General features: G+C 46.7%; 27 protein-coding genes. 14 read left to right on the top strand and 13 right to left on the bottom strand.

Going from position 1 to position 25481, the window contains the following annotated elements:
- Positions 1-285 precede the first annotated feature (285 nt).
- Positions 286-732: a ferritin-like domain-containing protein gene (locus tag ACQ4M5_RS20795; RefSeq protein ID WP_430677594.1), complete on the top strand. Its 447-nt coding sequence runs from the start codon at positions 286-288 to the stop codon at positions 730-732.
- Here ACQ4M5_RS20795 and crcB read toward each other — a convergent pair.
- The 3 genes from crcB to ACQ4M5_RS20780 are packed head-to-tail and all read right to left on the bottom strand — an operon-like array spanning position 724 to position 2863.
- The gene (gene crcB / locus ACQ4M5_RS20790; RefSeq protein WP_430677593.1) at positions 724-1131 is read right to left on the bottom strand and encodes a fluoride efflux transporter CrcB; all 408 of its coding nucleotides are present in this window, start codon (positions 1129-1131) and stop codon (positions 724-726) included. The two genes, ACQ4M5_RS20795 and crcB, sit on opposite strands and share 9 nt — an antisense overlap.
- A 1-nt stretch (position 1132) precedes the next feature.
- Positions 1133-1603: a hypothetical protein gene (locus ACQ4M5_RS20785; RefSeq protein WP_430677592.1), complete on the bottom strand. Its 471-nt coding sequence runs from the start codon at positions 1601-1603 to the stop codon at positions 1133-1135.
- Between the two features lie 33 nt (positions 1604-1636).
- Positions 1637-2863 (bottom strand): tetratricopeptide repeat protein, encoded by a 1227-nt coding sequence (locus ACQ4M5_RS20780; protein ID WP_430677591.1) that lies wholly within the window; start codon positions 2861-2863, stop codon positions 1637-1639.
- Between the two features lie 372 nt (positions 2864-3235).
- On the opposite strand from ACQ4M5_RS20780, the gene purD reads away from it, so the two are divergent.
- Positions 3236-4513, top strand: a complete 1278-nt coding sequence (gene purD / locus ACQ4M5_RS20775; protein ID WP_430677590.1) for a phosphoribosylamine--glycine ligase — start codon at positions 3236-3238, stop codon at positions 4511-4513.
- An 84-nt stretch (positions 4514-4597) separates the two neighbouring features.
- A complete protein-coding gene (gene nblS / locus ACQ4M5_RS20770; RefSeq protein ID WP_430677589.1) occupies positions 4598-6553 on the top strand; it encodes a two-component system sensor histidine kinase NblS in 1956 nt (651 codons plus the stop codon).
- 2 nt (positions 6554-6555) lie between these two features.
- Here the strand turns inward: nblS and ribBA are convergent, their stop codons facing one another.
- Positions 6556-8262 carry a bifunctional 3,4-dihydroxy-2-butanone-4-phosphate synthase/GTP cyclohydrolase II gene (gene ribBA / locus ACQ4M5_RS20765; RefSeq protein WP_430677588.1) on the bottom strand — a complete coding sequence of 569 codons (1707 nt, stop codon included), beginning with the start codon at positions 8260-8262 and terminating at the stop codon, positions 6556-6558.
- Between the two features lie 346 nt (positions 8263-8608).
- On the opposite strand from ribBA, the gene argC reads away from it, so the two are divergent.
- The gene (gene argC, locus ACQ4M5_RS20760) at positions 8609-9667 is read left to right on the top strand and encodes an N-acetyl-gamma-glutamyl-phosphate reductase (RefSeq protein ID WP_430677587.1); all 1059 of its coding nucleotides are present in this window, start codon (positions 8609-8611) and stop codon (positions 9665-9667) included.
- Here the strand turns inward: argC and cobM are convergent.
- The 3 genes from cobM to ACQ4M5_RS20745 form a co-directional block, all read right to left on the bottom strand.
- Entirely contained in the window at positions 9651-10466 is an 816-nt protein-coding gene (cobM, locus tag ACQ4M5_RS20755) for a precorrin-4 C(11)-methyltransferase (RefSeq protein WP_430677586.1), read from the bottom strand. The genes argC and cobM overlap by 17 nt on opposite strands.
- Before the next feature lie 126 nt (positions 10467-10592).
- Positions 10593-11432, bottom strand: coding sequence for a prolipoprotein diacylglyceryl transferase (lgt, locus tag ACQ4M5_RS20750; protein WP_430677585.1), 840 nt, complete (start codon positions 11430-11432; stop codon positions 10593-10595).
- A 49-nt stretch (positions 11433-11481) separates the two neighbouring features.
- Positions 11482-13038, bottom strand: a complete 1557-nt coding sequence (locus tag ACQ4M5_RS20745) for a PAS domain S-box protein (protein ID WP_430677584.1) — start codon at positions 13036-13038, stop codon at positions 11482-11484.
- Between the two features lie 592 nt (positions 13039-13630).
- Here ACQ4M5_RS20745 and rlmN point away from each other — a divergent pair.
- Positions 13631-14656 (top strand): 23S rRNA (adenine(2503)-C(2))-methyltransferase RlmN, encoded by a 1026-nt coding sequence (gene rlmN / locus ACQ4M5_RS20740; RefSeq protein ID WP_430677583.1) that lies wholly within the window; start codon positions 13631-13633, stop codon positions 14654-14656.
- 42 nt (positions 14657-14698) lie between these two features.
- Here the strand turns inward: rlmN and ACQ4M5_RS20735 are convergent, their stop codons facing one another.
- Both ACQ4M5_RS20735 and ACQ4M5_RS20730 read right to left on the bottom strand, forming a co-directional pair.
- Positions 14699-14878: a replication restart DNA helicase PriA gene (locus ACQ4M5_RS20735; RefSeq protein ID WP_430677582.1), complete on the bottom strand. Its 180-nt coding sequence runs from the start codon at positions 14876-14878 to the stop codon at positions 14699-14701.
- 309 nt (positions 14879-15187) lie between these two features.
- Positions 15188-15892, bottom strand: coding sequence for a DUF4230 domain-containing protein (locus ACQ4M5_RS20730; protein ID WP_430677581.1), 705 nt, complete (start codon positions 15890-15892; stop codon positions 15188-15190).
- A gap of 155 nt (positions 15893-16047) precedes the next feature.
- Here ACQ4M5_RS20730 and clpS point away from each other — a divergent pair, with 155 nt between their 5' ends.
- Positions 16048-16371 (top strand): ATP-dependent Clp protease adapter ClpS, encoded by a 324-nt coding sequence (gene clpS, locus ACQ4M5_RS20725; RefSeq protein ID WP_430677580.1) that lies wholly within the window; start codon positions 16048-16050, stop codon positions 16369-16371.
- The gene (locus ACQ4M5_RS20720) at positions 16368-16655 is read left to right on the top strand and encodes a DUF2103 domain-containing protein (protein WP_068385591.1); all 288 of its coding nucleotides are present in this window, start codon (positions 16368-16370) and stop codon (positions 16653-16655) included. The genes clpS and ACQ4M5_RS20720 overlap by 4 nt, the downstream gene beginning before the upstream one ends.
- Here the strand turns inward: ACQ4M5_RS20720 and ACQ4M5_RS20715 are convergent, their stop codons facing one another.
- Positions 16656-16976 (bottom strand): hypothetical protein, encoded by a 321-nt coding sequence (locus ACQ4M5_RS20715; protein WP_430677579.1) that lies wholly within the window; start codon positions 16974-16976, stop codon positions 16656-16658. It abuts the gene before it with no gap.
- Between the two features lie 138 nt (positions 16977-17114).
- Between ACQ4M5_RS20715 and ACQ4M5_RS20710 the strand changes: the two genes are divergently transcribed.
- Positions 17115-18032: a histone deacetylase family protein gene (locus ACQ4M5_RS20710; RefSeq protein ID WP_430677578.1), complete on the top strand. Its 918-nt coding sequence runs from the start codon at positions 17115-17117 to the stop codon at positions 18030-18032.
- A gap of 1 nt (position 18033) precedes the next feature.
- Here ACQ4M5_RS20710 and ACQ4M5_RS20705 read toward each other — a convergent pair whose 3' ends face one another.
- The 3 genes from ACQ4M5_RS20705 to ACQ4M5_RS20695 form a co-directional block, all read right to left on the bottom strand.
- A complete protein-coding gene (locus ACQ4M5_RS20705) occupies positions 18034-18474 on the bottom strand; it encodes a type II toxin-antitoxin system VapC family toxin (protein WP_430677577.1) in 441 nt (146 codons plus the stop codon).
- Positions 18471-18746 (bottom strand): hypothetical protein, encoded by a 276-nt coding sequence (locus ACQ4M5_RS20700; protein ID WP_430677576.1) that lies wholly within the window; start codon positions 18744-18746, stop codon positions 18471-18473. The genes ACQ4M5_RS20705 and ACQ4M5_RS20700 overlap by 4 nt, the downstream gene beginning before the upstream one ends.
- 124 nt (positions 18747-18870) lie before the next feature.
- On the bottom strand, positions 18871-19572 hold the full coding sequence (locus ACQ4M5_RS20695; RefSeq protein WP_430677575.1) for a response regulator transcription factor: 702 nt from the start codon (positions 19570-19572) through the stop codon (positions 18871-18873).
- A gap of 322 nt (positions 19573-19894) precedes the next feature.
- Here ACQ4M5_RS20695 and ACQ4M5_RS20690 point away from each other — a divergent pair, with 322 nt between their 5' ends.
- The 6 genes from ACQ4M5_RS20690 to ACQ4M5_RS20665 all read left to right on the top strand — a co-directional run bounded on the left by ACQ4M5_RS20690 (position 19895) and on the right by ACQ4M5_RS20665 (position 25300).
- Positions 19895-20512, top strand: a complete 618-nt coding sequence (locus tag ACQ4M5_RS20690) for a CPP1-like family protein (RefSeq protein WP_430677574.1) — start codon at positions 19895-19897, stop codon at positions 20510-20512.
- 6 nt (positions 20513-20518) lie between these two features.
- Positions 20519-21136, top strand: coding sequence for a DUF4129 domain-containing protein (locus tag ACQ4M5_RS20685; RefSeq protein ID WP_430677573.1), 618 nt, complete (start codon positions 20519-20521; stop codon positions 21134-21136).
- Positions 21136-22200, top strand: a complete 1065-nt coding sequence (locus ACQ4M5_RS20680; protein ID WP_430677751.1) for a DUF4350 domain-containing protein — start codon at positions 21136-21138, stop codon at positions 22198-22200. The genes ACQ4M5_RS20685 and ACQ4M5_RS20680 overlap by 1 nt, the downstream gene beginning before the upstream one ends.
- Positions 22201-22237: 37 nt before the next feature.
- Positions 22238-22915, top strand: coding sequence for a 5'-methylthioadenosine/S-adenosylhomocysteine nucleosidase (locus ACQ4M5_RS20675; protein WP_430677572.1), 678 nt, complete (start codon positions 22238-22240; stop codon positions 22913-22915).
- 144 nt (positions 22916-23059) lie between these two features.
- Entirely contained in the window at positions 23060-23629 is a 570-nt protein-coding gene (locus ACQ4M5_RS20670; RefSeq protein WP_430677570.1) for an Rpn family recombination-promoting nuclease/putative transposase, read from the top strand.
- A 522-nt stretch (positions 23630-24151) separates the two neighbouring features.
- Positions 24152-25300 (top strand): reverse transcriptase domain-containing protein, encoded by a 1149-nt coding sequence (locus ACQ4M5_RS20665; protein ID WP_430677569.1) that lies wholly within the window; start codon positions 24152-24154, stop codon positions 25298-25300.
- Positions 25301-25481 lie beyond the last annotated feature (181 nt).

Here is a 25481-nt window from a genome sequence, read left to right as displayed (position 1 = left end):
TGAAGCTTTAGTAAAATTTCTCGGATTTTGTCGATATACAGATCAAATCTCCGCAAATCCCTACAAAAAATTTGGGTAATTAGACAGATGTTCTATCGGCTTTTATTCAATCTAGATTTGCGATCGCATTCACTCAAATCTAATAATTTAATGAGAATTTTTACCAGCTTTTGAGGAAAACGCTATCCTACAACAATTGCTCTAACTCCGATTCTTTAGGAGAAATGAGCGTTTAATCGATCGCAGTTTATGAGAATCTAGTCTTTTGGCATTTGTGAACCCATTATGCGACAACTCCATCTAGAAAAGACAACCCATCTGCTAAACGCCATCATGGAAGCAGAGTTGGCGGGTGTAGTGCGATATACGCATTATTCCTTAATGGTGACAGGACCCAACCGGATTCCGATCGTACAATTTCTGAAAGCACAGGCGAGTGAATCTCTGCTGCACGCTCAACAAGTGGGAGAAATTCTCACTGGACTTGAAGGACATCCGAGTTTGAGAATTGCCCCGATCGAAGAAACGGACAAACATTCGATTTACGACATTCTACTTGAAAGTTTGAACCACGAAACTGCTGCGCTGAATCTATACAAGCAATTGTTAGAAGTCGTCTCAGATGCCAGCATTTATCTGGAAGAATTTACGCGGGGCATGATCGGACAGGAAGAACTGCACGGCATGGAATTGAAGAAGATGCTGCGAGATTTTCATCCTGGCTTAAATTAACTTACGGGCAAGGAAGCTGCCGAGTTCTAATCCTAGATATCCGATCGCGGCACTTCCTAGCCAATAGATCAGAGCAAAGCTGTGATTTCCAGATTTCAGCAAAATTGAAGTTTCGAGTGCATACGTCGAAAAGGTCGTGTACGACCCTAAAAATCCAACAGCAAAGAACAATCGCAGTTCGGGTGCACCAATGCCACGCGATAAAAAATAAGTGACGAAGAATCCCATGATCGTCGCCCCGGTGATGTTGATGAAAAACGTGCCGTAGGGAAACTGAGTGCCGAACCATCGAGCGAATAACAGTGTGAGATAGTAGCGGCTCAATGCACCCGGAATCGCGCCCAGACTGATTGCGATCGCACCTCGCAGTCCGGGGTCTAACTTTGCGAATAAATTCACCTTAGTTTTGCTGATTGCGTTGTTTTGGTGGATTCAATTCTACACATTTCGCGTTCGCTTCTTCGTAAGCTTTGAGATATTCTTTACCGCCTAACATCACATCGCCATAGTATTCATAAGGCGTTGATCCGTAGATGGGTAAGGGATCATCTTCGGGATAGTCTTCTTTGGCTTCGTCGATCGCTTTTTTGAGTTGCTTTGCGGTCAATTTTTGCGCGGAATAGTAATGCAGTTGTTCTGGTTTGCGATTTAGGTGAGGAAAGGTGGGATCGAGAATACGATCGTCTAACTCTAGCCAACCGTGTTCTACAGGTTTATGGGGTGAACCTGCAAAGACAATAAAGCCCTGAACGTACTGCGCTCCGTCTACAGTAGAAACCGCTTTTGCAGCATTATCAAAACTGGCTTTTGCTTTACTTTTGATCCGTGTGGCAACTTCGATCGATTGTTCAGCATCGAGCGGCTTATCCATAGTGAGTCCAATCCCTTCAAACGTCACTTCATTCTATCGAGATGCCTGAATTTTCTGAATCTGTTCAGTAAAGTAATCGACTCGATAATTAAATTGCTTCGCGACTTCTAATCCTTGGCGAAACGCATTTGCGGCTTCTGGAAAAGCGTTTCGCTGGAGTTGAATTTGTCCAATCTGATCATACGCATCCATCACGCCAAACGAGTCATACGCTTGCTGTTGAACACTTGCTAGGTACTCGTAAACTTGCAGAGCAGCATCGAGTCGATTGTTCGATCGATATAATGCTCCCAATTTTCGTAAGGCATCGCTTGCATAAGCAAGTTGACCCAATGGTTGAGCGAGTTGGAACGCTTCTTGGTAAGCTTTCTCGGCGGCTTCTAACTGATTCGCAGCGGCGAGATTGTCAGCTTGTCGAATCTTTAGGGGTGCAATCAATGGAGCTTGCTGCGGATTGCGTTGATAGAGTTCGATTAACTGTTGCTGATAAGGAACAGCTTGCGCGGGTTGTTTCGCCTGTTCGTGAACGTAAGCAAGCTGAATTAGATTTAATTCGATACTCGCTGCATCGCTGCGAGATTTTGCCAGATTCAGAAGTTCAGTGTAAGTCGCGATCGCATTTGGATAATCAAACCAACTGAGATGTAATTGCCCGATCGTATTGAGCAAGTCCACTTCTGCAACGGCATCTTTGCGCGATCGAGCCTCCGCTAACATTTGCTGATACACGTTCAGAGCAAGACCGGGCGATCGGACTTGTTGAAACGCGATCCCCAAAGCAGGGAGAATCTGCGATCGTTCTGGCAATGTTACCTGATTATTCTTTAAAGGTTGCTGCACTTGAGTTTGAATTGCTGAGAGTCGGTTGGTAATAAATCGAACTTGAATTGGCTGATTTTGTACCCAAGCAATATTTCCAACTCGTCCCAAGGCTTCCACTTCTTCGAGCAATCCGAGAGCGCGTCTGAGACGGAGTTCACGATTCCAAATATTGAATGCGCCGATCGTATCGCCCGATCGAAGTTTCGTACTTGCTTCGTTATTTAATTGATCGAGCGCTGTCCGAAGGGTTTGCTTTTCGGGTTCGGATAGCGGACGAGTCAAGCCACCGGGAAGTAGCGGATCGGGAGTTTTGAGTTCGAGAGGACTTGAAAAGCGATCGGGCTGTCGAGATGGAGTCGGTTCAGCCGCGTGAGCAGAAAGAGAAAATGAGCAAAATCCGGTAAGTACGATCGCGCTCCAGTGGCATCGTTTATTCATCGTCGTATCCTTATAATCTGCGAGTCTTGAGCAATACCTACTTTAGCTAGGACACATCTAGAAAGCCCCCCATCCCCCAAGTTTGGGGGAGCAAGAGTCTTAAGCCCCCAGAATTGGGGGTTTGGGGGCAACTTCGAGGAGGTCCTAATCTAAACTTCTACAGCTAAACCAGAATTCCAGGCTACCGAAAAGTTTCCGTATCGATCAGGAAATTCGTCTCAAATTTAACGGATTGAAAGCTAGAAAATGAAAATTCATGATTTTTTGTGTATCGAAAATTTTTCAGTTGGGCTTAAGATTTGTACTGGACTAGCGGTGACATTTATCATTGATCGCGCTAGTTATTAGATTCATTCACGAGCGAGGGGAACTGTGAGAGTTTTGGTTGTTGGCAATGGTGGGCGTGAACATGCCCTAGCTTGGAAGTTCTTGCAGTCCCCGCAAGTGCAGCAGGTCGTTTGTGTTCCAGGAAATGGGGGAACCGCGTCGCTGAAAAATTGTCGAAATTTGGGATTGTCGATCGATGATTTTGAAGGCATGGCGCGGTATGCCTTGGTGAATAATATTGGAATGGTCGTTGTCGGTCCCGAATTGCCCCTTTCTCTGGGCATTACCGATTATTTGAGACAGCAAGATTTGAAAGTATTCGGTCCGACTCAAGCAGGCGCACAAATCGAATCGAGTAAGGCTTGGGCGAAAGAATTAATGCGGGAGGCAGGAATTCCGACCGCGCAAGCCGAAGTGTTCACCGATGCGAATTCAGCAAAAGAATACGTTCGCGCTCAGGGTGCACCGATCGTGATTAAAGCGGACGGTTTAGCGGCTGGAAAAGGGGTGACTGTGGCAGAATCCGTTGAGCAAGCCGAAAGCGCGATCGAGGCTTGTTTCTCTGGTCAATTCGGAGCCGCCGGAAGACAAGTCGTAATCGAGGAATGCCTCACAGGTCAAGAAGTTTCAATTCTTGCAGTCACGGATGGATTAACAATTCGCCCGCTGTTGCCTGCCCAGGATCATAAGCGGATCGGAGAAGGCGATACCGGAGAAAATACAGGTGGAATGGGTGCGTATGCGCCAGCCCCGATCGTGACTCCAGAACTGATGACTCGGATTCAGCAAGAAGTTTTAGAGCCAGCGATCAAGACTTTGCGCGATCGACAAATCGATTATCGGGGTGTTCTCTATGCTGGACTGATGATCACACCCGAAGGCGACCCGAAAGTGATTGAATTCAATTGTCGCTTTGGTGATCCAGAAACTCAAGTGATTCTGCCGCTGCTTGAAACGCCTTTGGAAAAGCTGCTATATGCCTGTACTCAACAAAAATTAGCAGAGTTCCCTGAGATCGAATGGAAATCAGGCGCAGCAGCCTGTGTGGTGATCGCGTCTGGCGGTTACCCTGGAACCTATCCGAAAGGCTTGCCTGTGAGCGGAATTGAAGCCGCAGAAGAAACCGGAGCCGCTGTGTTTCATGCAGGAACTCAACTAAAGAACTATCAACTGGTCACAGAAGGGGGACGAGTCTTCGGAGTGAGCGCGATCGGGGAAACGTTTGATCAATCGATCGAGGCGGCTTATCGGGCAGTCGATCGCATTCAATTCGAGGGTATGTACTATCGCCGCGATATCGGACACCGCGTAAAGGGCAAGTAAACGCAGTAAGATGAAGAAAAAATTGAAAACACAAACAAACGTTTAAGTTTTGTGCTTTGTTCTTTAACCTTCATCTTTACCACTGTGTCATCCTACATCGCCCAAATCCCGGATGTTCTGCGCCGCTGGTGGTCTGGCTTTAGCCTCCAGACAAAACTCATGGCGGCAGCTACGTTAGTTGTGTCGATCGTCATGAGCGGCTTAACCTTTTGGGCAGTGAATACGATCCAGATGGATGCCCGATTAAACGATACGCGGTTTGGTAGTGATTTAGGTTTACTAATGGCTGCGAACGTGGCTCCATTGGTGAATGAAGACAATCGAACGGAACTGGCACGATTTTCGCATCGGTTCTACGGCAGTACTTCAAGTATTCGCTATATGCTTTATGCCGATTCGGAAGGCAGTATCTTTTTTGGCATTCCATTTTCTGATTCTGAAGTTCAGAATTCGTTAACGATTCAGCGCAAGATTCAACTGCCTGAAGACTTTAGTGAACATACCGATCGACCATTGGTTCGTCAGCATCTTACGCCAGATGGTGAGGTCACAGATGTCTTTGTCCCACTGGTTTATGAAGGGAAATATCTCGGCGTTTTAGCGATCGGAACAAATCCGAATCCAACAGTAGTTACTTCCTCGCATTTAACGCGGGATGTGACGATCGCGGTTTTCGTCTCGATCTGGGTGATGGTGATTCTTGGAGCCGTTTTCAATGCGCTGCAAATCACTAAACCGATTCGTGAATTAGTGATCGGCGTTCGCAACATTGCCAAAGGGAACTTCAAACAGCGAGTCGATTTGCCAGTCGGAGCGGGAGTTGAACTAAGTGAACTGATCGCCAGTTTCAACGACATGGCAGAACGATTAGAGCGCTATGAAGAACAAAATATTGAGGAATTAACCGCAGAGAAAGCGAAATTAGAGACGCTGATTTCTACGATCGCAGATGGCGCGGTGCTACTCGATGCCAATATGCAGATCGTGTTGGCGAATCCAACCGCTCGGAGGATTTTTGGTTGGGATAGTAGAGCGATCGAAGGTGAAAACGCGCTCTACGCCTTCCCGGTTGCGATTCAGGTTGAACTGACTCGACCGTTGTTTCAGATGGCACGAGGCGACCTGCGGGAAGAAGCAGAATTTCGGATTACCGCGATCGAGCCAAATAATCGAACCCTCCGAGTCTTGCTTAATGCGGTGGTTGATCCCGTTCGCGACAACGTAAAAGGCATTGCTGTCACCGTTCAAGACATTACTCGCGAAGTTGAACTGAATGAAGCCAAGAGCCAATTCATCAGCAATGTGTCTCACGAACTGAGAACGCCTTTATTTAACATCAAGTCGTTTATTGAGACGCTGTATGAATATGGCGAAGAATTGACCGACACTCAGAAGCATGAATTTTTAGAGACGGCAAATCGAGAGACCGATCGACTAACTCGTTTAGTCAATGATGTCCTCGATTTGTCCCGGTTAGAATCCTGTAGGATTTACCAGTTTGATGCGATCGACTTAATTCAACCGATCGAACAAATCCTCAGAACTTATCAACTGAACGCAAAAGACAAAGGTATCGAACTGATTCAAGATGTCGAGCCAAATTTACCGCCTGTCTTTGGACATTACGATCTGCTACTTCAGGTGTTCGCGAATCTGGTTGGCAATGCGCTGAAATTTACTGAAGCAGGCGGAAAAGTCGCGATTCGAGCCTACTCGCTACCCACACATGAAGCTCAATCTCAGCAATTTGTCCGCGTTGAAGTTTGCGACACCGGAATTGGAATCGATGGAGTCGATCAGGAAGCCATCTTCGATCGATTCTTCCGAGTCGAAAATCGGGTGCATACGCTCGAAGGAACTGGATTGGGACTCTCGATCGTGAAAAATATTATCGAACGGCATCGCAGCCGAGTTCGGTTAGTCAGTGAAGTCGGTTGCGGAACGACTTTCTGGTTTGATCTTGTTGTTTTCCAAGAAACTTCAGAGACCGTAGAGACAACGATTAAACCTGCTGAACTTGAAGCGGTAAATGCACCCTGAATCTAGAGTTTCACAAAACTGTATATCGTCTGCGTCGAAAGCGATTCACACACTTTAGACGGCAACGGATGACACAGCGGAAACGTTTGTCGATCGAGTTGAACTTGCAGTCCCACGAGCGGATCAGTTCCGGGTGAAACTAAAAATTCCAGTTTCTCCAATGACAAGCCCAAGGCAATATCATCGAGAATTTTCGCGATCGACTGAGTAAAAGAATGCTCCGGTGATTTGTACCATTCGGCATCATCGACAATTTCTTGCTCGAATCCCAAATGAATGATCAATGAAGAGCGATCGAACAGCGCTAACGCCATCGGTCGATTTTCTTCTTGAAGCATTAGATCATGAGATTTTGCTACGTGCCGCAGTTTTTCGAGCAAGGCATACCGCTCTGTCACCGAGTTGAGATTGTCCCGTAGATGCAGCGCGATCGTCGTTAGATACGTGCGAAGAAACAAGTGCCCCAGTTTCTCTGCCTTGGTCGTTAAATAATTCAGGTTGTATGTGGTGGCTTCGGTTAAGAGTGGAACGCGATCGACCATCTCTAATCCATAGCCTTTCAGACCTGCGATTTTACGAGGATTATTCGTGATCAACCGAATCTGCTTCACTCCCAGATCGTTCAAAATCTGAGCACCGACACCGTAATCGCGTAAATCTGCTGGAAATCCCAATCGTTCGTTCGCTTCAACGGTATCCAGTCCCAAATCTTGCAGCGAATACGCCTTGAGCTTATTCACCAGTCCGATTCCGCGTCCTTCCTGACGTAGATAGACCACGACTCCAGAGCCGTTGTGCTCAATCATCTTCAGAGCCGCTTCAAGCTGGACTCGACAATCACAGCGCAGTGAACCCAGCGAATCTCCGGTCAAACACTCCGAATGAACGCGCACCATCACAGGCTGGTTCGGAAATTCTGCGGGGTCGCCTTTGACGATCGCAACGTGCTCCGTATTATCCAGGAGATTCCGATAGCCGTAAATCTTAAAGTGCCCAAATTGAGACGGCAAATCAGCAACCGTTTCACGATGCACAAACCGTTCATGCCGTAATCGATAGCTGATTAAATCGGCAATGCTAATAATCTTGAGGTCATGCTCTTTCGAGTATTCGATCAATTCTGGCAGTCGCGCCATTGAACCATCAGCATTTTGAATCTCGCAAATTACACCTGCTGGATACAATCCTGCCAACTGCGCCAAATCAACCGCAGCTTCAGTATGTCCTGCCCGTTTTAGCACTCCACCTTCTCGCGCACGAATTGGGAAAATATGACCCGGACGACGCAAATCCGTTGAGCGAGTCTCAGGATCGAGTACCGCTTGGATCGTTTTGGCTCGATCGTCTGCGGAAATCCCCGTAGTAACACCGATCCGGGGCGAGGCATCAATGCTAACTGTGAATGCCGTCTGATTTGTGTCCGTGTTTTCACGTACCATCAGCGGAATATCTAACTCATCTAATCGCTCCCCGGTCATGGCGAGACAAATCAGACCTCTAGCGTAAACTGCCATGAAATTGATCATGTCAGCGGTGGCATACTGCGCGGCGCAGATGACATCCCCCTCGTTCTCTCGGTTCTCGTCATCGACAACGGCGATCGCTTTCCCAGCTTGGAGATCAGCTAACGCATCCTCGATCGAGTCAAAGGTGAACGGTTGGGTATAGGTTGGTTGAGACGATTTAACAGAGAAGTTCAAGGCGACCACACCGTAAAGTTTCTTGAAGCGGACTTATCTTTAGATTGTAATTCTTTTGACTACGGAACTTATCTTCGATTGTAATTCTTTTTACGTGGAATGCTAGGCAGGGAGCAAGCATCGGAGAATACAGTTCGATGGCTTCTAGATTTCATTGAATTAAGAAAAGTTTAAGTTTTGTCAAGTCGCTGTGAGTCCTCACCCTCGGTTTAAGACACAACTGGTATCGAGTCAGGCAGTTCCGACACGCCAGAACGCCTAGAGTAAAAGGAACAATTCTCTGAATGCACTTTGAGAATTGCGCGATCGGCATTACAATGCAGCAAACGTTAAGGTGATTCACGGAAGGTCGGGTATGGGTGATTCAGAACGGGTCTCCGTTGGGATAGTCGGCGCGTCGGGCTATGGGGGCGTTCAGCTAGTTCGCCTGTTGCTTGAGCATCCACGCCTGAAGTTGGCTTACTTGGGTGGAGAGAGCACCGCTGGACAGGACTTTTCTACTCAGTATCCGCACCTGTTTCATGCGGTTCAACAGCAAATCGAACCAATTGATCTCGATAAAATTGCTGAACGTTGTGAAGTGGTCTTTTTGTCGCTGCCGAATGGATTGGCGATGAAAATGGCTCCAGTTCTGATTGAGAAGGGGTGTAAGGTGCTGGATCTGTCAGCCGATTACCGCTTCTCGGATTTGAACGTGTATAAGCAGTGGTATGGGGGCGATCGAACGGATCAAGCGATCGCGGAAACGGCAGTGTATGGTTTGCCAGAACTGTATCGCGATCGAATCGCTCAAGCTCAATTGGTCGGTTGTCCGGGATGCTACCCGACTGCAAGTTTGTTGGCATTGTCTCCATTGTTAAAACAAGGACTCATAGTTCCAGAAACCGCGATCATTGATGCGAAATCCGGAACATCTGGGGGCGGACGTGTACCAAAAACAAACTTTCTTTTGGCAGAAGCCGATAATTCTCTGGGGGCTTATGGGGTAGCAAGACACCGCCACACGCCAGAGATAGAGCAGGTTTGCAGCGATTTGGCAGGGCACGAAATCTTAATTCAATTCACGCCACATTTGATACCGATGGTGCGCGGAATTTTAGCGACGGTTTACGCAACGTTACGCGATCCGGGACTGGTTCGCGATGATTTGCTGACGATTTATGGTGCCTTTTATCGATCGTCGCCTTGGGTGAAGTTGTTGCCGAGTGGAACGTATCCTCAAACGAAATGGGCGTGTGGCACAAATCTTTGCTACATCGGAATTGAAGTCGATGCGCGAACGGGTCGAGTGATTGTCATGTCAGCGATCGATAATCTCTTAAAGGGTCAAGCCGGACAAGCGATTCAATGTCTCAACATTATGATGGGCTGGGATGAAATGCTCGGACTGCCGAAGTTCAGTTTTTATCCCTAAACAACCGATCGTGCTTCGGATCATAAAGCTGCGATCGCTTCCCAGTCACTTGATCCATTCCTTCAAATTGATATGGCACAGTCGCGGCACTCAACGCAGGACTAATTACATACATCGTTGTCCGCACTAAGTTCTCTTGCTGAGTCACTTCCGCCATCTGGCTTAACGGAACGAGTCGAATTTTTTCATCTGACCAGCCGAGCCGGAAACAGATCGCGACGGGAATTTCTGCGGCATAGTGCTGGAGTAATTTTTGCTGAGCAGATTCGATATGTTTGGCACTCAAGTACAGGCAAAGTGTCGATCGATGGGCTGCTAAAGTGGAAAGCTCCTCAGATTCCGGTACTTTAGTCCGTCCGCTAATTCGAGTCAGAATAATCGACTGTACCAATCCGGGAATCGTGAACTCAACCCGTAATCGAGCAGAGGCTAATTGAAACGCGCTAATTCCAGGAATAATTTCAAATGGAATGTCGGCTTCTAACAGTGCTTGCATTTGTTCTTGGATTGCACTGTAAAGACAAGGATCACCGGAGTGGAGACGGACGACGGATTTCTGCGATCGAACTCGCTCGATCAAAATCGGCAGAATTTCCTCCAACGTCTTATCAGCGGTCGGAATCACTTCAGCATCCGGACGAATGCCTTCTAGAATTTCGAGCGGAACAAGAGAGTCGGCAAATACGATCGTGTCTGCCTGCGCTAAAAGTTTCTGAGCTTTTACCGTAAGTAAGTCTGGATCGCCAGGACCCGCTCCCACAATGTAAACTGCTGGCGGTAGCGGGGAAAGAACAGTCATATTAATCACAACGATCGCTAAAATTTCCCGGATCTGCTTCTACCCTTGGCGGAAAATAAATTGGTAGATGCACCCTGACTAATTCCCTGGAGGATTTCCTCTGGGGGGTTTTCTTTATCTAGATGGCTACGAATCTGGATTTGGATCAGGCACAACATCGGGCAGCGATCGACGAACCACATACAGCCAAATTAAGCTGATCGCGCCCAACACAATTCCGACTAAGCTCACTACTTGAGCCATTCTCAAGAAGCCGAGCATCAAGCTGTCCGTTCTCAGTCCTTCAATCCAGAACCGTCCTGCACTGTACGCCACCATGTAAGTTAGAAACAGTGTTCCAACTCTTAATCGAGGACGCTTGAAAAATAGAAACATCAGAAGCGCAAACACACCCAAATTCCAAAGCGATTCATACAGAAATGTTGGGTGATAGTAAGCGACATTTTCTAAACCGATCGGGCGGCTATTTGGCGGAATAAACAACTTCCACGGTAAATCAGTCGGACTGCCGAACGCCTCGGAGTTAAAGAAATTTCCCCAACGCCCGATCGCTTGCCCCAAAATTAGCGAAGGTGCAACCAGATCCGCTAACTGCCAGAAAGAGACTCGTTTTAATCGGGCGAAAATTAGAGCCGCGATCGTTCCTCCAAGAATCGCACCGTGGATCGCAATCCCGCCCTGCCAAATGGCAATAATTGAGCCAGGATTCGCTGCATAATCGCGCCACTGAAAAAGGACGTAATACAATCGTGCACTCGGAATCGCTGCAAGAACGAGCCAAATTGCGAGATCGCTAATCAACTCAGGATTCACTTGCCGTCGGGATGCCAAATATTGAGACAAATTCACCCCAATCAAAACCGCCGAAGCAATCAGAACACCGTACCATCGAATCGACAACGGACCGAGTTCAATTCCACGTCCGGGTGAGGTAAATTGAAACGCCAATATAGCATCAGCCAGCATAAGACCAGTGAGAGACAGGGCACTGATCACGATAGCATTTCTCGCGAATCTATCTCCGATTTGGCTCGATCGCGATCGTTCCCACCGTTGCAGGATGCTGCAAATTGATCGGTAAACAAATCGTAAACTGACTGCCTTCTCCTTCTTTCGAGGACATCAGCACCGTTCCTCCATGAAGCTCAGCCAGTTTTTTCGTCAGTGCAAGTCCGAGTCCTGTGCCTTCATGCTTGCGAGACAGTGACCCATCCACCTGCTGGAACGGACGGAACAGAAGATGCTGCTTGTCTTCGGCGATGCCAATTCCTTGATCCCAAACTGTTAGATGCAGCATATCTTCGCAGCGCCGCACAGATAGCCCAATTTCACTGCCTTCATCCGAGAATTTAATTGCATTCGAGAGCAGATTTAGCAACATCTGGCGCACCCGCAACTCGTCTGCCATCAAAGGTTCTAAACCAGGCTCGATCGAAGAATGTACTGTCAAATCCCGCATCCGCGCTTGTTCGGTGACAAAGGAAAGCGTCTTCTCGCAAATTTCATCAACCACGATCGGGGCAAGCTCTAATCGTAACTGTCCTGCCTCTACCTTCGACAAGTCAAGGACATCATTGATCAAACCCAACAAGTGCTGCCCACTCTGATAGATTTGATGGATGTAAATTTGTTGCTTTGAGTTTAGAACACCGAAGATCTGTTTTTGCAGAATCGATGAGAAGCCCAAGATCGAAGTTAGCGGAGTTCGCAACTCATGAGACATATTCGCTAAGAAATCTGATTTCATCTGCGATGCCCGTTCGAGTTCGTTATTTTTCGCAGCCAATTCCGCTTCAGTTTGTTTTTGCTGCGTAATATCACGGGTGATCATCGAAACTGCGGTTGGTTGCCCCTGTTCATCCAAAATCGGACTCACTGAAACTAAGGCAGGGAAAGAATCACCATTGCGGCGATGGCAAGTAACTTCTCCACTCCAACCCCCCGCGATCGCTTGAGCAATCAATAATTCAGTTTGCTTTCGTTCTGGATACAAAACAGCCGCATGAGTTCCAAGCAGCATATCAACTTGCCAATTGAAAATCCGACTTGCTGCGGAATTTGCATACGTAATTTTGCCGTTTAAATCGGTAATTACGGTACTGTCATAAGCCGACTCAACCGCACGAGAAAAAATTTGGAGTTGCTTCTCAATTCGCTTCCGTTCAGTGACATCGCGACCGATTCCCATGCCGCCAATTAGTTCATCATCGCGGAATAAAAGCTTCCCGTTCACTTCTAGATAAATCTCAGTGCCACGTGAAGTCATGAGAACAAATTCAAAGTCTCTCAGTTCTCCAGTTCGTATCAAATTCTCGAACGCTTGCATCGTTCTTTCGCGGTGAGCAGGCGAGACAAATTCTAAATACGATCGCCCGATCACTTCGTCCCTAGTGCATTCCAATAGCTTCTGACCATAAGAATTCATATAGGTTAAAGCGCCATTTAAATCTACGGTGTAAACCATATCATTGGCGGTTTCAACGTATGCTCGGAACAGTTCTTCCGATTGACTTAGACTAATTTCCACGGAGCCAATACGGACGAGTTTATCAGGAAGTGTATGATTCGACATTTCCACAAAATCATTGGGCAGAAGGGCAAAGCAAAGGGGGCAGATAATGAATAGAGAAGACTGATCCCCGGTAATTTAAACAGTGGTTTAAGTTGAAGGAAAACGCCAGAACGACAACTCATAAATCGAGAAAAAAGAGTTCTAGAAAGACACCCTCTACGGCTTAGTTTGCGATCGCAAGCTGCCAATGAAGTCTTTGTCGCATAGGACTCAACTTGGTGTTCCAGATTACTTATTTTATAAAGATTAGGAAGACAGTTCAATTTCTGAAATCCTCATAGAAGTTTGTACCATGAGCGCAAAACATAAAGCGGGATTTATACGGATCATTCCAAGGACAGATCTTTAATTTCATTAAAAACAAGTAAGTATTTTTACAAGGAATTAATAAGCATACGCAAATTAGCGCAGCCAATCCCAGAATGTCGATCGCACCGTTTAAGATAGAACTCTGTCTGAATCAGATACGAGGACATTACTCCGTAATTCGGACTGGTATTTCTCTATTCACGCAATCCTTCCGGTCCCCGTAAAGTTTTGGTGAAGTTTCTGCCAAATCTCCTGACTTTTTTCTAGCCGTTCCGAGTCTCTTATGAAAGCCTTAGTAGGGGCATCCCTTCCAGAATTAACCGAGTGGGTCAAAGAGCAGCAACAGCCTGCTTATCGAGGACAACAGTTACATCAGTGGATTTACCAACGGGGCGCTCGATCGCTCTCCGAAATTTCCGTCTTTCCGAAACAGTGGCGCTCTGAGATGGCGGATTGTGCGATCGGTCGATCGGAGATTCATCATCAGGCGAAATCGATCGATGGAACAGTCAAATTTCTTCTGCGCCTGAATGACGGTCAAATTGTTGAAACAGTCGGTATTCCAACTGATAAACGCCTCACCGTTTGTGTTTCCTCTCAAGTCGGCTGTCCAATGGCGTGTGATTTTTGCGCGACTGGAAAAGGTGGCTTCAATCGCAACCTCGAACGACATGAAATTGTGGATCAGGTTCTGACCGTTCAAGAAGTCTTTCAACAGCGGGTCAGTAATATTGTCTTCATGGGCATGGGTGAGCCGCTGTTGAATATCGAGAATGTATTGGGCGCAGTTCGATCGATGAATGAAGATATCGGAATCGGTCGTCGCTACATCACGATTTCTACGGTCGGGATTCCCGGTAGAATCCGTAAACTTGCGGAGCATCATCTACAGGCAACTCTCGCGGTAAGTTTACATGCCTCGAATCAAGATGTAAGAGAGCGACTGATTCCAAGTGCGCGGCAGTATCCGTTGGATGTGCTTTTAGATGAATGCCGCGAATATGTGAAACTCACTGGACGACGAGTGACGTTTGAATATATTTTGCTTGCGGGTGTAAATGATTGCCCGGAACATGCGATCGAGCTTGCGGATCATTTGCGTGGTTTCCAGAGCCATGTGAATTTGATTCCATACAATCCGATCAGCGAAGTGGATTATCAGCGACCGGATCAGCGGCGGATTAATCAATTTGTCAAGGCATTGAGCGATCGTAATATTGCGGTGAGTGTCCGAAGAACTCGCGGATTGGAAGCGGATGCGGCTTGTGGACAGTTAAGGGCTTCGTTTGCAAACAGTTCAAAAAATTAGAAGCCTCCAAATTTGGAGACTTCTGGAAACTTCTAAAGTGGCTTATCGACGGGCGTAAATTCCGGGAGCATAAGCCTCAATCACTCTGCCTGTTTTCGAGCAAGTGATCATGAGATAGTCACACGCTCCGCATTGCGTCCGGGTTAATTGATCCGGTTGGATATGAAATCGTTCGGCGGGACTGCCACAGTTTGGACAGCGAACGGTTTGAATCACTTGCATTTTAAATTCCCTCAATACGGATCGCAAAATTAATAAAAATTCGAGCTTTGAATGGATAAGATTCAATCTTCAATTTGTATTTTTCGCTACTACATTAACGATTTATCTACAAATTGCGGCATCGAATCGATCTCCATTATGGACAGCAAAAATGCTATTTGGAATCAAAGTTATTTTTATTTTAAATTTTGCAAAGCCGGGGATCACCTATCTACAGTGTGATCCCCAGTTTAATCAATGCTGCAATGATGGCGATTCTTAGCGTATGTAGTGTTAGGAAAAGCCAAAGATTGCGCTCTTTAATTCAACTTAAGAAGCTGAACATTGTTGTGGGGCGACAGGTTGTGGTTCTACAATCACCTCTTTAATGCCAGAAATGCGAATTAAGGAAGTTACCGCTAATTTTGCTCGATCGTTGGCTTTTTCTAAAATTCCATCTGAACACGCTGCAAGCTGAATTTTTCTCAAGGCTTCTTCCTGTGCCAATTTTTGCAAGTTTGGAGCGACATCAGGACCTAATCCCAGTGGACCACGATTGTAGTCGTACACACTCGATCGACTAACATCGATTTTTTTATCCAAAATCTTCGGAGCAGGTAAGCGCAATCGAACTGTTCCATCTGCCACTTGTACGTTTTCTGGAGTCAGAGTGCTTAAATCAACGCCTGCACGAACTTCTCCCCGCGCAATGTATAAAAGCTTCGTTGTCCCGATCACCACACCTGCGATCGCGGAATCCTGTTGAGTCGGAACCACGGCTTCCATCGTAAACACAGCGGTTGTGAGTTCACTAGCCTGACGAATCTGCTGAATCACGACCGATCGCGTTTCGACTTTAGGTTCTGGCGGCTTGGCATCAATTAAACCGCGCAATTGATCAAAGAATCGATCGCCCGATCGTAGAAATCCAACGACTAAAACTGCTCCCAACAGCAGTCCGCTTCCGGTCAACATCAAACTAATATTCTTAAACACGCTACCGATTCCTGGTTTCTGGCGGTTTTTTCTTCGCATTGTCTGACTTAATGCCGCAACAGCCTTTTATTTAAGCAGAAAATCCAATGTTTCAAGTGTAGTACAGAATTACGATTTGAAAGTCGGGCGACTTGGTGAAGACTGAATTAGAATTTGATAGGAAATTTTGTGAATTCCAGCCCCCCTGTTGCGTTATGACTAGCGTTTTTGTTAATTTCACTTCGATGATGGCAGGGAGCGTGACAACTCCTGAAAAGACCAGTCAAACGATCCGCCAAACGTACCCAAATTACAAAGTGATTGTGCTCGATGACGATTTTAATACGTTCGAGCACGTTGCCAAGTGCTTGATGAAGTACATTCCGCAGATGACCAGCGATCGCGCTTGGAAGCTCACGAATCAGGTGCACTTTGAAGGACAAGCGATCGTTTGGACGGGTCCGCTCGAACAGGCTGAACTCTACCATCAACAATTGAGTATCGAGGGCTTGACGATGGCTCCCTTGGAGAAATCATGAAAAACGAACAAGGGCGGCTGGTGATCACGCACTCAACGTATATTCCGGGGTTGATTCCGATTCTTGAGAAGCTCGTTCAAATCGAGGGAATTCAGACTGTGACTCCGGCAGTGATTGGATCAGTCCGCTCTCATTCGCCTCAATTCAAATTAAAAATTTCTGTGCCGATTCGGGGCGGGTTTAAAGCGATCGCACGTCAAGGTAAATCGGTTCAAGAGGTCTTCATCCTCACGACGCTCGAACAGGATCAGCTTGAATCTGCGATCGCTCAGTGTTTGAAGTGATTATTCTGCTTGTTGTTGAGCCGAAGCGATTCGATGAAGCGGGATGCTCAACGCACAAGAGAAGGTCAGTAAGTACGAAATCACCGCTGTCCATTTGAGGCTCAACATACAGGTTGTCCAGTCGGGAGAAATCCACTTCTGTGCCCCGATCGCGACACAATGTACAATCCAGTAGGCAAATGCCATCGAAAATAGAACCTCATCGGCAATCTCGGAATCTTCGGTTTTTGCTTGCTGTTGATAAATCAAAATGTAGAGTCCGAAGACACTTGCAAAAAACGAAGCCAGATTCAGGTAGTCGTGCCAGTTTGAGTGAGCCATGATGCGGGTGTAAGACGGTTTTAAGTCACGAATCAGTCTAAAGGATGAAACGCGACGAACTCCAGAAAGTCTTACAAACAGCAATACTTCATCGAAATTTATTACAAAACTATAGATAGATCTCAGTCGATTTTTTGCATGAATTTGCCTCTTGTTTACCACCGGAATTACGTTACAGCCTTGCCGTCGGATCATCGCTTTCCGATGGAGAAATTTAAGAAACTTTACGAGTTATTGTTGAGCGATCGAGTCGCAGATCCGGCTCAATTTCATATTCCCGATCGACCTTTTCAATCTTGGATTGAACTCGTCCATACATCCGATTATGTAAATGCGTATTGCTCTGGAACGCTCGATTCAAAAGCCCAGCGCCGTATCGGTTTGCCTTGGAGTCCTGAGCTTGTGAATCGAACTTGTACCGCCGTTGGGGGCACGATTCTAACCGCTCAACTTGCTTTAAAATCAGGTTTAGCTTGCAACACTGCTGGCGGAACTCATCATGCGTTTCCGAGTTATGGATCGGGGTTTTGTATCTTTAACGATTTAGCGATCGCGTCTCGTGTTCTTCAGGAATTAAAGTTAGTTAAAAAAATTCTCATCGTCGATCTTGATGTGCATCAAGGTGACGGAACTGCGCTAATTTTCCAATCTGATCCAAGTGTGTTTACGTTCTCAATGCACTGTGAGATTAATTTTCCTGGAACAAAGCAACAAAGCGATTTAGATGTTCCATTACCTGAAGGCATGGAAGATGACGAATACTTGCAAACTTTGGCTCAATATCTTCCTGATTTGTTGACTGAGGTAAAGCCAGATTTAGTTCTATACGATGCGGGAGTTGATCCGCATTTAGGCGATCGATTAGGGAAACTCGCGCTCACAGATTCAGGACTGTATCGACGGGAAATGCAAGTGTTAACGACCTGTGTTTCGCAAGGGTATCCAGTCGCTTGTGTAATTGGTGGTGGATATGCAGAGGATATGGAAGCGCTCGTTTATCGACATTCGATCGTGCATCGGGCAGCAACTGAAGTTTTTCAGCAATATCGACTCTAAGTTAAAAATTGCGTGGGTCAATGACTCGAATCTCTGAATAGCGCTGAAAATCTGCTGGATTCAGTGTGAGTAGATCAGTGATTTGGTGAACGATCATACTCGCAACTAAATGAGTATCGTGAGCGGTTTTGCCTAGAACCTGATATTGATCGACAAGCTCTTCCCAGCGAATAAAACACTCAGGCGTATTTTCGTAAAAATTAGCCAGTCTCTTAATTTTCCTAGTCTCGATTACCGCCTCAGAAGCCGTTAAACCCAATCCATTAACCTGAAGCGGACGAGTTGCGACAACCCAGAATTCGATCAGAGTTTGCGGCACAATACAAAGCGTTAAATTCGGTTGTCGATGAAGTGTGTTGATGGCTCGAAGCGCATTTGGGTGAAGTTGGGAAGTAGGTTGAGCAAGACGCAACCAAACATTTGTATCTACCAGAATGTTCATCGGATTTCGTCTTCGCTGGTGTAAATCGCCTCCCGACTGATTGCTTGATCTGAGAGTGGTGGCGAATTTTGAAAAGATGGACTATTCACGAACTCTAATAAAGTTGCTTCCCACTCAGCATCAGAAAGATTGTTTTCAGTATTGGGTGTTTGTGCTGAAAACTGTTTTTCAATCCAAGATGCAAGATAAATCTCTGGCGATACTCCTTGCTGTGCCGCCTCAGAGATTAAACGTGCTTCGATTTCTGGCTTGAGTTGAAGCGTGATAGCCATGTGTAAAATTCTTAGCGCAATGATTTCAATTTAACTAAAAAGCTGTGACATCAAAGAAAACTTTTATTAAAGAAAACTTTCATTGCTAAAACAAAACCGGGGTCGGTTATCAACCCCGGTTTATTCAACTCACTACTGCTGGTGATTCAAACTTATAACCCACGCCTCGAACCGTTTGAATCAATGCAGGCTGACTCGTGTCGATCTCGATCTTCTTACGAATCTGTCCGATGTGAACATCTACAACCCGCTGATCGCCTACGTATTCGTAGTCCCAAACTTCCTGAATGAGTTCAGCCCGTCGCCAAACTCGACCTGGATGCGCCGCTAAAAAATGTAGCAGGTCGAACTCTAATGCCGTCAACGGCACAATCTCATCATTTAGCTTGACTTCGCGCCGAACCGGATCGATCATCAATCCACCAAAGGCGAGAGATTGTTGCTCCGCTGGTGTCACGGTTCGTTGACGTTTCAAAATTGCGCCCACTCGTCCGCCCAATTCCACCAAGCTAAACGGCTTCGTAATATAATCGTCTGCACCTTGAGCAAATCCGCGAACTTTGTCCGCCTCATCAGTGCGACTCGTCAACATCAAAACAAACACATTTGTGCGGCTCTGCATTTCTTGACACAGAGAATAGCCATTCGCGTCAGGCAAGTTCACATCTAAAATCACCAGATCCGGATTGAACTGTTCAAACACCTGCATTGCGGATTTACCATCTTCCGCCGATTCCATCTGGTAACTTTGCTTGGTAAGGAAGCGATGAACGAGATTCCGAATTGCTGGATCATCATCCACGACGAGTATCTTGGCTGGAGCCATGACCATAACCTTGCGCTTAGAGTAAATTGAGAAGACGTGCCAATGGGACAAACCCCTATTTCTGTCTTACACAGCAGAAACTTGTCATCAGCATTAGTATGCCTCACGTTTTGAATAGAATATCCTAGTTTGATAAAGTTTCCGCGAATTTACGGTCGAATCTAAAACGAAAGTGGGATTTGAGATATGCCGTTACGGAGACGCGATCCGAAAAGTTCGATCGAGAAAACGATCTCAAGTCGGGGGCACATCGTCTACACTCTAGTTGTAATCCCCCCCGCAGCTAGGTTACTCTTGGTAGAGAAGGTGGAGTCACAAGCCCATGAGCGCACAAAGCCCGTATGAAAAGTTAGGCGTTTCCGAAGGTGCAACGTTTGAAGAGATTCAGACGGCGCGGATTCGGTTAATTGAAGAATTGGCAGGCGACCAGCGAAAAATCTCGGAAGTCGAGGCAGCGTATGATTCTGTCTTGATGGAGCGTTTGCGCTTACGGCAGGAAGGCAAAATTAAAGTGCCCGATCGCATTCGGTTTCCAGAGAAATTGGTTCAAGCTACTCCAGCGGAAACTCCCGCACCCGCAGCAAAATCGAATCAATGGCTGAAGAGTTTGATCGATCAGCCGAGCGGTCAAGACATTGCCTATCCAGCAGTTGGACTAGCGGGATTAGGGGCATTAGTGTATTTCTACCCGTCCGATCAGGTGCTTCAGATTGCGATGGCGCTGGCAACCGGGACAACGCTGTATTTTCTCTATCGTAAAGAACGGAAACTTGGTCGATCGATCTTACTTGGAGTAGCGGGACTACTCTTAGGATTTGCGATCGGGGGCGCGATTTATACGCTGTTGTTGCCTTCTTTCCCGATGCTGCCCTCGAATGAAATTTTGATCAGTTTAGTTACTTTTCTGGTTTTATGGTTGGTCAGTAGCTTTACCAAATAGTTCCTAATGGCGGCTGAACAATTTCAGAAAACCGATTTCAACTGGCAACTTCAACAATTTTTCCGGCAGGTAGGCGAGTGGATCGAGTTGAACTTTCCACAAGTTCAGCCGCCGAATGCTCCTGATGTCCCGAATTGGTGGTTTCCGTCTTGGTGGCTGGAAGCAGGATTTTGGACTCTGATTGGGCTGTTTGTGCTGTGGTTGGGATTCCAGATTTATCTGGCAGTTCGATCGTATCTGACGCGAAATCAGGCGCAAATGGCGAAATTTCTCGATCGACGTTCTACTGCTGAAAAAGAACTGACGATCGCGCAATGGGTCAGATCTGCTCAGGAATTTCAACAGCAGGGAAATTACCGAGAAGCCTCAAGAGCGCTTTATATGGCGATGCTGCAACGCTTGAATGAAACGAAATTGATTCCGGGCGACCAAAGCCGTACCGATCGAGAATATTCGCGCCTCGTTCAATTGCTGCCCCAATCTGAGTCGTATCAAATGCTACTTGAGACTCACGAACTACTTCATTTCAGCAATGCACCAATTTCCGCTGAAATGTTCGATCGAGTTCAAAAAGCGTATGGCAACATTGAACGATCGACTCTCGATATGGCGAAAATGGCGTGATGAAAAAACTCGATCGACGTTTGGTATTTGGGCTGATTGCACTAGCTGTGATCATCGCTCTAACGCTGTTTATCGCGCCTAGAAGCAATCGACTTACAAGCGGCTCTACGTTCAGTCGTTCTCCAGATGGTTACGGGGCTTGGTACGCTTATATGAAACGCCAAGGACCGCCTGTCGAACGTTGGCGTAAGCCGTCCGCCGATGAAATCTCCGGCACAGGAAACACCATGATTCAGGTTGATCCGTCCGGTACAGCGTATGTAGAACTGGAATGGATCGAGCGCGGCAATACTTGGATCATTTTGGGCAGACCGAATCTACCTGCAACTCAAGCTGGATTTTCCACTGAACATAAGAGCGATCGAGGTTTAGTCAAAGTCGAAACTTCCAGACGGCTCAAAAGTGACAAGGGACTGAAACGATTGTTGGGCGATCGCTTTGGGTCGATCGTGTGGGAAGAGCGCAAAGGTAAAGGTCGAATCATTTACGCCGCGACACCCTTTCTCGCTGCCAATGCCTACCAAGGTGAGCCTGGAAACTTTCCCTTTCTGGCACAGTTAGCTACTGGGAAAAGGATTCTAATCGATGAATACTTGCATGGCTATCGAGATGAAACGGTCAAAGAAGAGAACACACAGAGTTGGGCAGATTATTTGCTCCGAACACCGTTAGCGGTTGTATTACTGCAATCGATCGTACTTCTAATCATTCTCATCTGGGCAAAGAATCGGCGATTTGGACAACCGAAACCGCTCCTAACTCCGAAGGTGAATGATAGTGAAGCGTATACGCAAGCTTTGGCGGGAGTGTTGTATAAAGCGGGGCGGAGTGAATTTGTCGTGAATGCGATCGGGCGGGAGGAACAATTGCAGATTCAGCGATCGTTGGGGATTGGGGGAAAATTGGTCGATCGAGATGCGTTGATCAATGCGTGGGTACAGCAAACCGGAAGACCTGCCGCAGAACTGGCGCAACTTTTCCCGGAGAAACAGCGATTAAGTGAGCAAGAATTGATCAAGTGGTTGGTTCAAGTAAGAGAGATCAAGCAGCATCTTCCAAATTGACTAGAATCAGCCAGCACATTTATGATCAAATTCCTTGATGAGAACTGCAATTGTCACCCCACTTGAAGAAGAACTTGCAATTTTGATTGCCGAATTAGAGAAGTGTGGACTGGAAAAAAGGGAGTTTCAACTAGGCGGCATCACCGCTTTTGAATTTAGAGAAATTGATTCATTTGTCGCTTGTGGTGGACATGGAAAGACGCAGTTTGGTATACAAGCTCAATACTTGCTTTGCCAAGTTCCACAGATACAGCTACTGTTATGTGCTGGAGTTGCTGGAGCATTGTCTGACTCATTAGATATTGGCGATGTAGTTGTCGGAACTGAAACAATTGAGCATGATTACAATCTGAAATTTGTGACTCGTCCATTGCCTCGTTTTGCTGGAAGTCCTCAAATTCTCGCAACTCTACAAAATTTCCCCCAGACAGATCTGACATTTTCAGTTCATTTTGGCGCGATCGCAAGTGGTGACGAAGACATTGTTGATGCTTTGCGAGGTTTAGAGTTGAAAAATTTGACTGACTGTATTGCTGTTGCATGGGAAGGCGCAGGAGGTGCAAGGGCGTGTCAGTTCAATCAAAAGAATTATCTTGAGTTACGTGCAATTACAGATACAGCAGATCATCAAGCTGCGGCATCGTTTGAAGCGAATCTACCAACAGCTATGGGCAATCTAGCCCAGGTTATTATTCGTTGGAAAGCAACGTTGTGAGCAATTTAAAGTAAGTTAAGCGAGACGCTATTAACAGTAGCGATCGACGAAGCTCTAAAATATACTTTGGGATTGTAGCGATCGCACTCCAACCGATTTTGAAACCAAATAAACCTCGCAGGACGTACAATTTTACTATTTCCGATGTACGACAATACCTGCCGATTTCTAGCTGAAAACTTCTCCGCTGACTTCGCCAGTTGGCTCTTGGGAAAGTCTGTCACACTCACAGAAATCCAACCCTCCGAACTCTCCCTCGATCCGATTCGAGCGGATGCCATGATTCTGCTTCAGTCAGATGAATCAATTCTTCATCTCGAATTTCAAACCCAACCGAAGCCAGAAATTCCCTTTCGGATGCTCGAATATCGCGTTCGAGGACAACGGCGCTACAAAGATAAACCGATGCAACAGGTCGTGATTTATCTCAAGCGCACTAGGTCTGAACTGGTTTATCAAACTTACTATGAACTAGAGCTAGAGCGCACACGGCATGAGTTTGATGTGATTCGATTGTGGGAAGAACCCGCTTCGCTGTTCCTGCAATATCCAGGACTCTTGCCGTTCGCGACATTAGCACAGAGTGAAAGTCCAGAAGGAATGCTACGCCAAGTGACCCAAATTGTCGATCAGATTGAAGATACAACAACACAAGAAAATTTGAGGGCAGCGTCAGCGATTTTGTCTGGGTTAAGATGTGCGATTCGTTGTTAGGTGAATCCATAGCCTAACCAAGGATACAAGGAACAGCCAAACCCTTGCCCTTGAACTCTCACTGGATGGAGGTGAAAGCCCTCCCCCTCAGGGTTAGAGGTGACTCAAAATCTGCCCACGGCGAGTCGGCTCGGAATCCGACAGACCGAAGCTGGGAACAGGGCGCAATCAGAGAGAACGTGTATTTCTCGCACTGGCGCTATCAGGCGTTCATACGGTGAAACAGAACCTAGAAAAGCATCTCACCCAGAAGCAGGGATACACCCACTCCTCCTGACTTGACTGGAGCAAAACCCACCGATGTTTATTTTAGCAAGCGGTATAACCCTGGGGTTTCCAGTAGATGAAATGGTTCCACCTAAGTGAACAAACAATCGAGTGAGGGAACGAAGAAAAACGATGTCAAAGTCTGAGGAACGGTCGAATCCTCAGTAGGCTGGACGAGCAGCGGAACTCTTTGCATCGGGTAGGACAAAGCGTTACTGCTTTGAGGCAATCAGAACATGAGTAACAAAGCAGATCATGGTTAGACACAAAGATAACTTTAGTGAACTCTGGAAGCGGCTCCCGTGGAAGCAATTTCGCAGGAACCTATTTCGGCTGCAATGTCGCTTATGGAAAGCAGTTCGAGCAGGCAACCGCCACCAAAGCTTGAATCTACAAAAGCTGATTCTCAGATCCCAAAGTGCAAGGCTTTTAGCCATTCGTCAAGTGACTCAACTGAACGCAGGTAAGAAAACGGCAGGCATTGATGGGCAAGCATCGCTCTCTTATCGGCAGCGGTGGGCGCTCGAAACTCGTCTTAGACAGCAGGTAAACCAATGGCAACACGCGAAGCTGCGAGAAATTCCGATTCCCAAAAAGGATGGAAGCACTCGGATGCTGAAAGTGCCAATCATCGCAGATCGCGCTTGGCAATGTTTGGTCAAGTACGCGCTCGAACCTGCACATGAAGCCGGATTTCACGCTCGAAGCTATGGGTTTAGACCTGGAAGATCGGCACATGATGCCCAACGACTCCTGTTCAACAACCTCAGATCCAGTGCCAACGGATTCCACAAAAGAATCCTGGAACTGGATATCGAAAAATGCTTCGACCGAATCAACCAACCCTTCCTGATGCAGCAAATTATGGCTCCCCAAGCGATGAAACAAGCGCTCTGGAAATGCCTAAAAGCTGGCGTGCATCCTGAGTTTCCTGAACAAGGAACCCCACAAGGCGGGGTGGTCAGTCCGCTCCTTGCGAACATCGCGCTCAATGGCATTGAGACGATTCACTACTGCATTCGTTACGCGGATGACATGGTGTTTATTCTCAAACCTGAAGACAACGCGACGGAGTTAGAACAGACGATTGACGAATTCCTTGCCCAACGGGGACTGAAGGTCAAACCAGAAAAGACAAAGCTGGTGACGGCGACCGAAGGATTTGACTTTTTAGGGTGGCACTTCCAGGTGCAATCCAACGGTAAGTTTAGAAGCTATCCGGCAGCGGACAACTATCAAGCCTTCCGCCAAAGGGTCAAAGCCATCGTGAACCACTCGAATTATGGCGCTAAGGAAAAAGCTCAAATGCTGGCTCCTTTAGTCAGAGGATGGCGAAATTATCACCGCCATTGTCATATGAGAAGTCCCAAACATCGATTGTGGGGACTGAACCATCGAGCATAGAAGGTCTTCAACCAAGAACCTCGGCTGAATCGACAACAGGTTGACCAGTTGATTCCAGCAATTCTCATTATGACTTTTGACTATCCAAAGCCATGAGAACGCGGTAGGGTAAAAGAGTCAAAAGCCCCTTCAGTGAGTCGAAAACGTTGACCCCGACCCGCAAGTTTGACGGCATCATTGG

It is taken from the genome of Leptolyngbya sp. AN10 (assembly GCF_050565645.1).
GTDB lineage: Bacteria > Cyanobacteriota > Cyanobacteriia > Leptolyngbyales > Leptolyngbyaceae > Leptolyngbya.
Note: the sequence above shows the minus strand (reverse complement) of the source record. Positions and strands in the feature narration are given on the sequence as shown.

Bases quoted from the DNA above. Each gene is read 5' to 3' on its own strand.
- ACQ4M5_RS20795 (WP_430677594.1), top strand. From the start codon at position 286: ATGCGACAACTCCATCTAGAAAAGACAACCCATCTGCTAAACGCCATC.
- ACQ4M5_RS20785 (WP_430677592.1), bottom strand. From the start codon at position 1,603: ATGGATAAGCCGCTCGATGCTGAACAATCGATCGAAGTTGCCACACGG.
- ACQ4M5_RS20780 (WP_430677591.1), bottom strand. From the start codon at position 2,863: ATGAATAAACGATGCCACTGGAGCGCGATCGTACTTACCGGATTTTGC.
- argC (WP_430677587.1), top strand. From the start codon at position 8,609: ATGGGTGATTCAGAACGGGTCTCCGTTGGGATAGTCGGCGCGTCGGGC.
- cobM (WP_430677586.1), bottom strand. From the start codon at position 10,466: ATGACTGTTCTTTCCCCGCTACCGCCAGCAGTTTACATTGTGGGAGCG.
- lgt (WP_430677585.1), bottom strand. From the start codon at position 11,432: ATGCTGGCTGATGCTATATTGGCGTTTCAATTTACCTCACCCGGACGT.
- ACQ4M5_RS20745 (WP_430677584.1), bottom strand. From the start codon at position 13,038: ATGTCGAATCATACACTTCCTGATAAACTCGTCCGTATTGGCTCCGTG.
- rlmN (WP_430677583.1), top strand. From the start codon at position 13,631: ATGAAAGCCTTAGTAGGGGCATCCCTTCCAGAATTAACCGAGTGGGTC.
- ACQ4M5_RS20735 (WP_430677582.1), bottom strand. From the start codon at position 14,878: ATGCAAGTGATTCAAACCGTTCGCTGTCCAAACTGTGGCAGTCCCGCC.
- ACQ4M5_RS20730 (WP_430677581.1), bottom strand. From the start codon at position 15,892: ATGCGAAGAAAAAACCGCCAGAAACCAGGAATCGGTAGCGTGTTTAAG.
- clpS (WP_430677580.1), top strand. From the start codon at position 16,048: ATGACTAGCGTTTTTGTTAATTTCACTTCGATGATGGCAGGGAGCGTG.
- ACQ4M5_RS20720 (WP_068385591.1), top strand. From the start codon at position 16,368: ATGAAAAACGAACAAGGGCGGCTGGTGATCACGCACTCAACGTATATT.
- ACQ4M5_RS20715 (WP_430677579.1), bottom strand. From the start codon at position 16,976: ATGGCTCACTCAAACTGGCACGACTACCTGAATCTGGCTTCGTTTTTT.
- ACQ4M5_RS20710 (WP_430677578.1), top strand. From the start codon at position 17,115: ATGAATTTGCCTCTTGTTTACCACCGGAATTACGTTACAGCCTTGCCG.
- ACQ4M5_RS20705 (WP_430677577.1), bottom strand. From the start codon at position 18,474: ATGAACATTCTGGTAGATACAAATGTTTGGTTGCGTCTTGCTCAACCT.
- ACQ4M5_RS20700 (WP_430677576.1), bottom strand. From the start codon at position 18,746: ATGGCTATCACGCTTCAACTCAAGCCAGAAATCGAAGCACGTTTAATC.
- ACQ4M5_RS20695 (WP_430677575.1), bottom strand. From the start codon at position 19,572: ATGGCTCCAGCCAAGATACTCGTCGTGGATGATGATCCAGCAATTCGG.
- ACQ4M5_RS20690 (WP_430677574.1), top strand. From the start codon at position 19,895: ATGAGCGCACAAAGCCCGTATGAAAAGTTAGGCGTTTCCGAAGGTGCA.
- ACQ4M5_RS20685 (WP_430677573.1), top strand. From the start codon at position 20,519: ATGGCGGCTGAACAATTTCAGAAAACCGATTTCAACTGGCAACTTCAA.
- ACQ4M5_RS20680 (WP_430677751.1), top strand. From the start codon at position 21,136: ATGAAAAAACTCGATCGACGTTTGGTATTTGGGCTGATTGCACTAGCT.
- ACQ4M5_RS20675 (WP_430677572.1), top strand. From the start codon at position 22,238: ATGAGAACTGCAATTGTCACCCCACTTGAAGAAGAACTTGCAATTTTG.
- ACQ4M5_RS20670 (WP_430677570.1), top strand. From the start codon at position 23,060: ATGTACGACAATACCTGCCGATTTCTAGCTGAAAACTTCTCCGCTGAC.
- ACQ4M5_RS20665 (WP_430677569.1), top strand. From the start codon at position 24,152: ATGGTTAGACACAAAGATAACTTTAGTGAACTCTGGAAGCGGCTCCCG.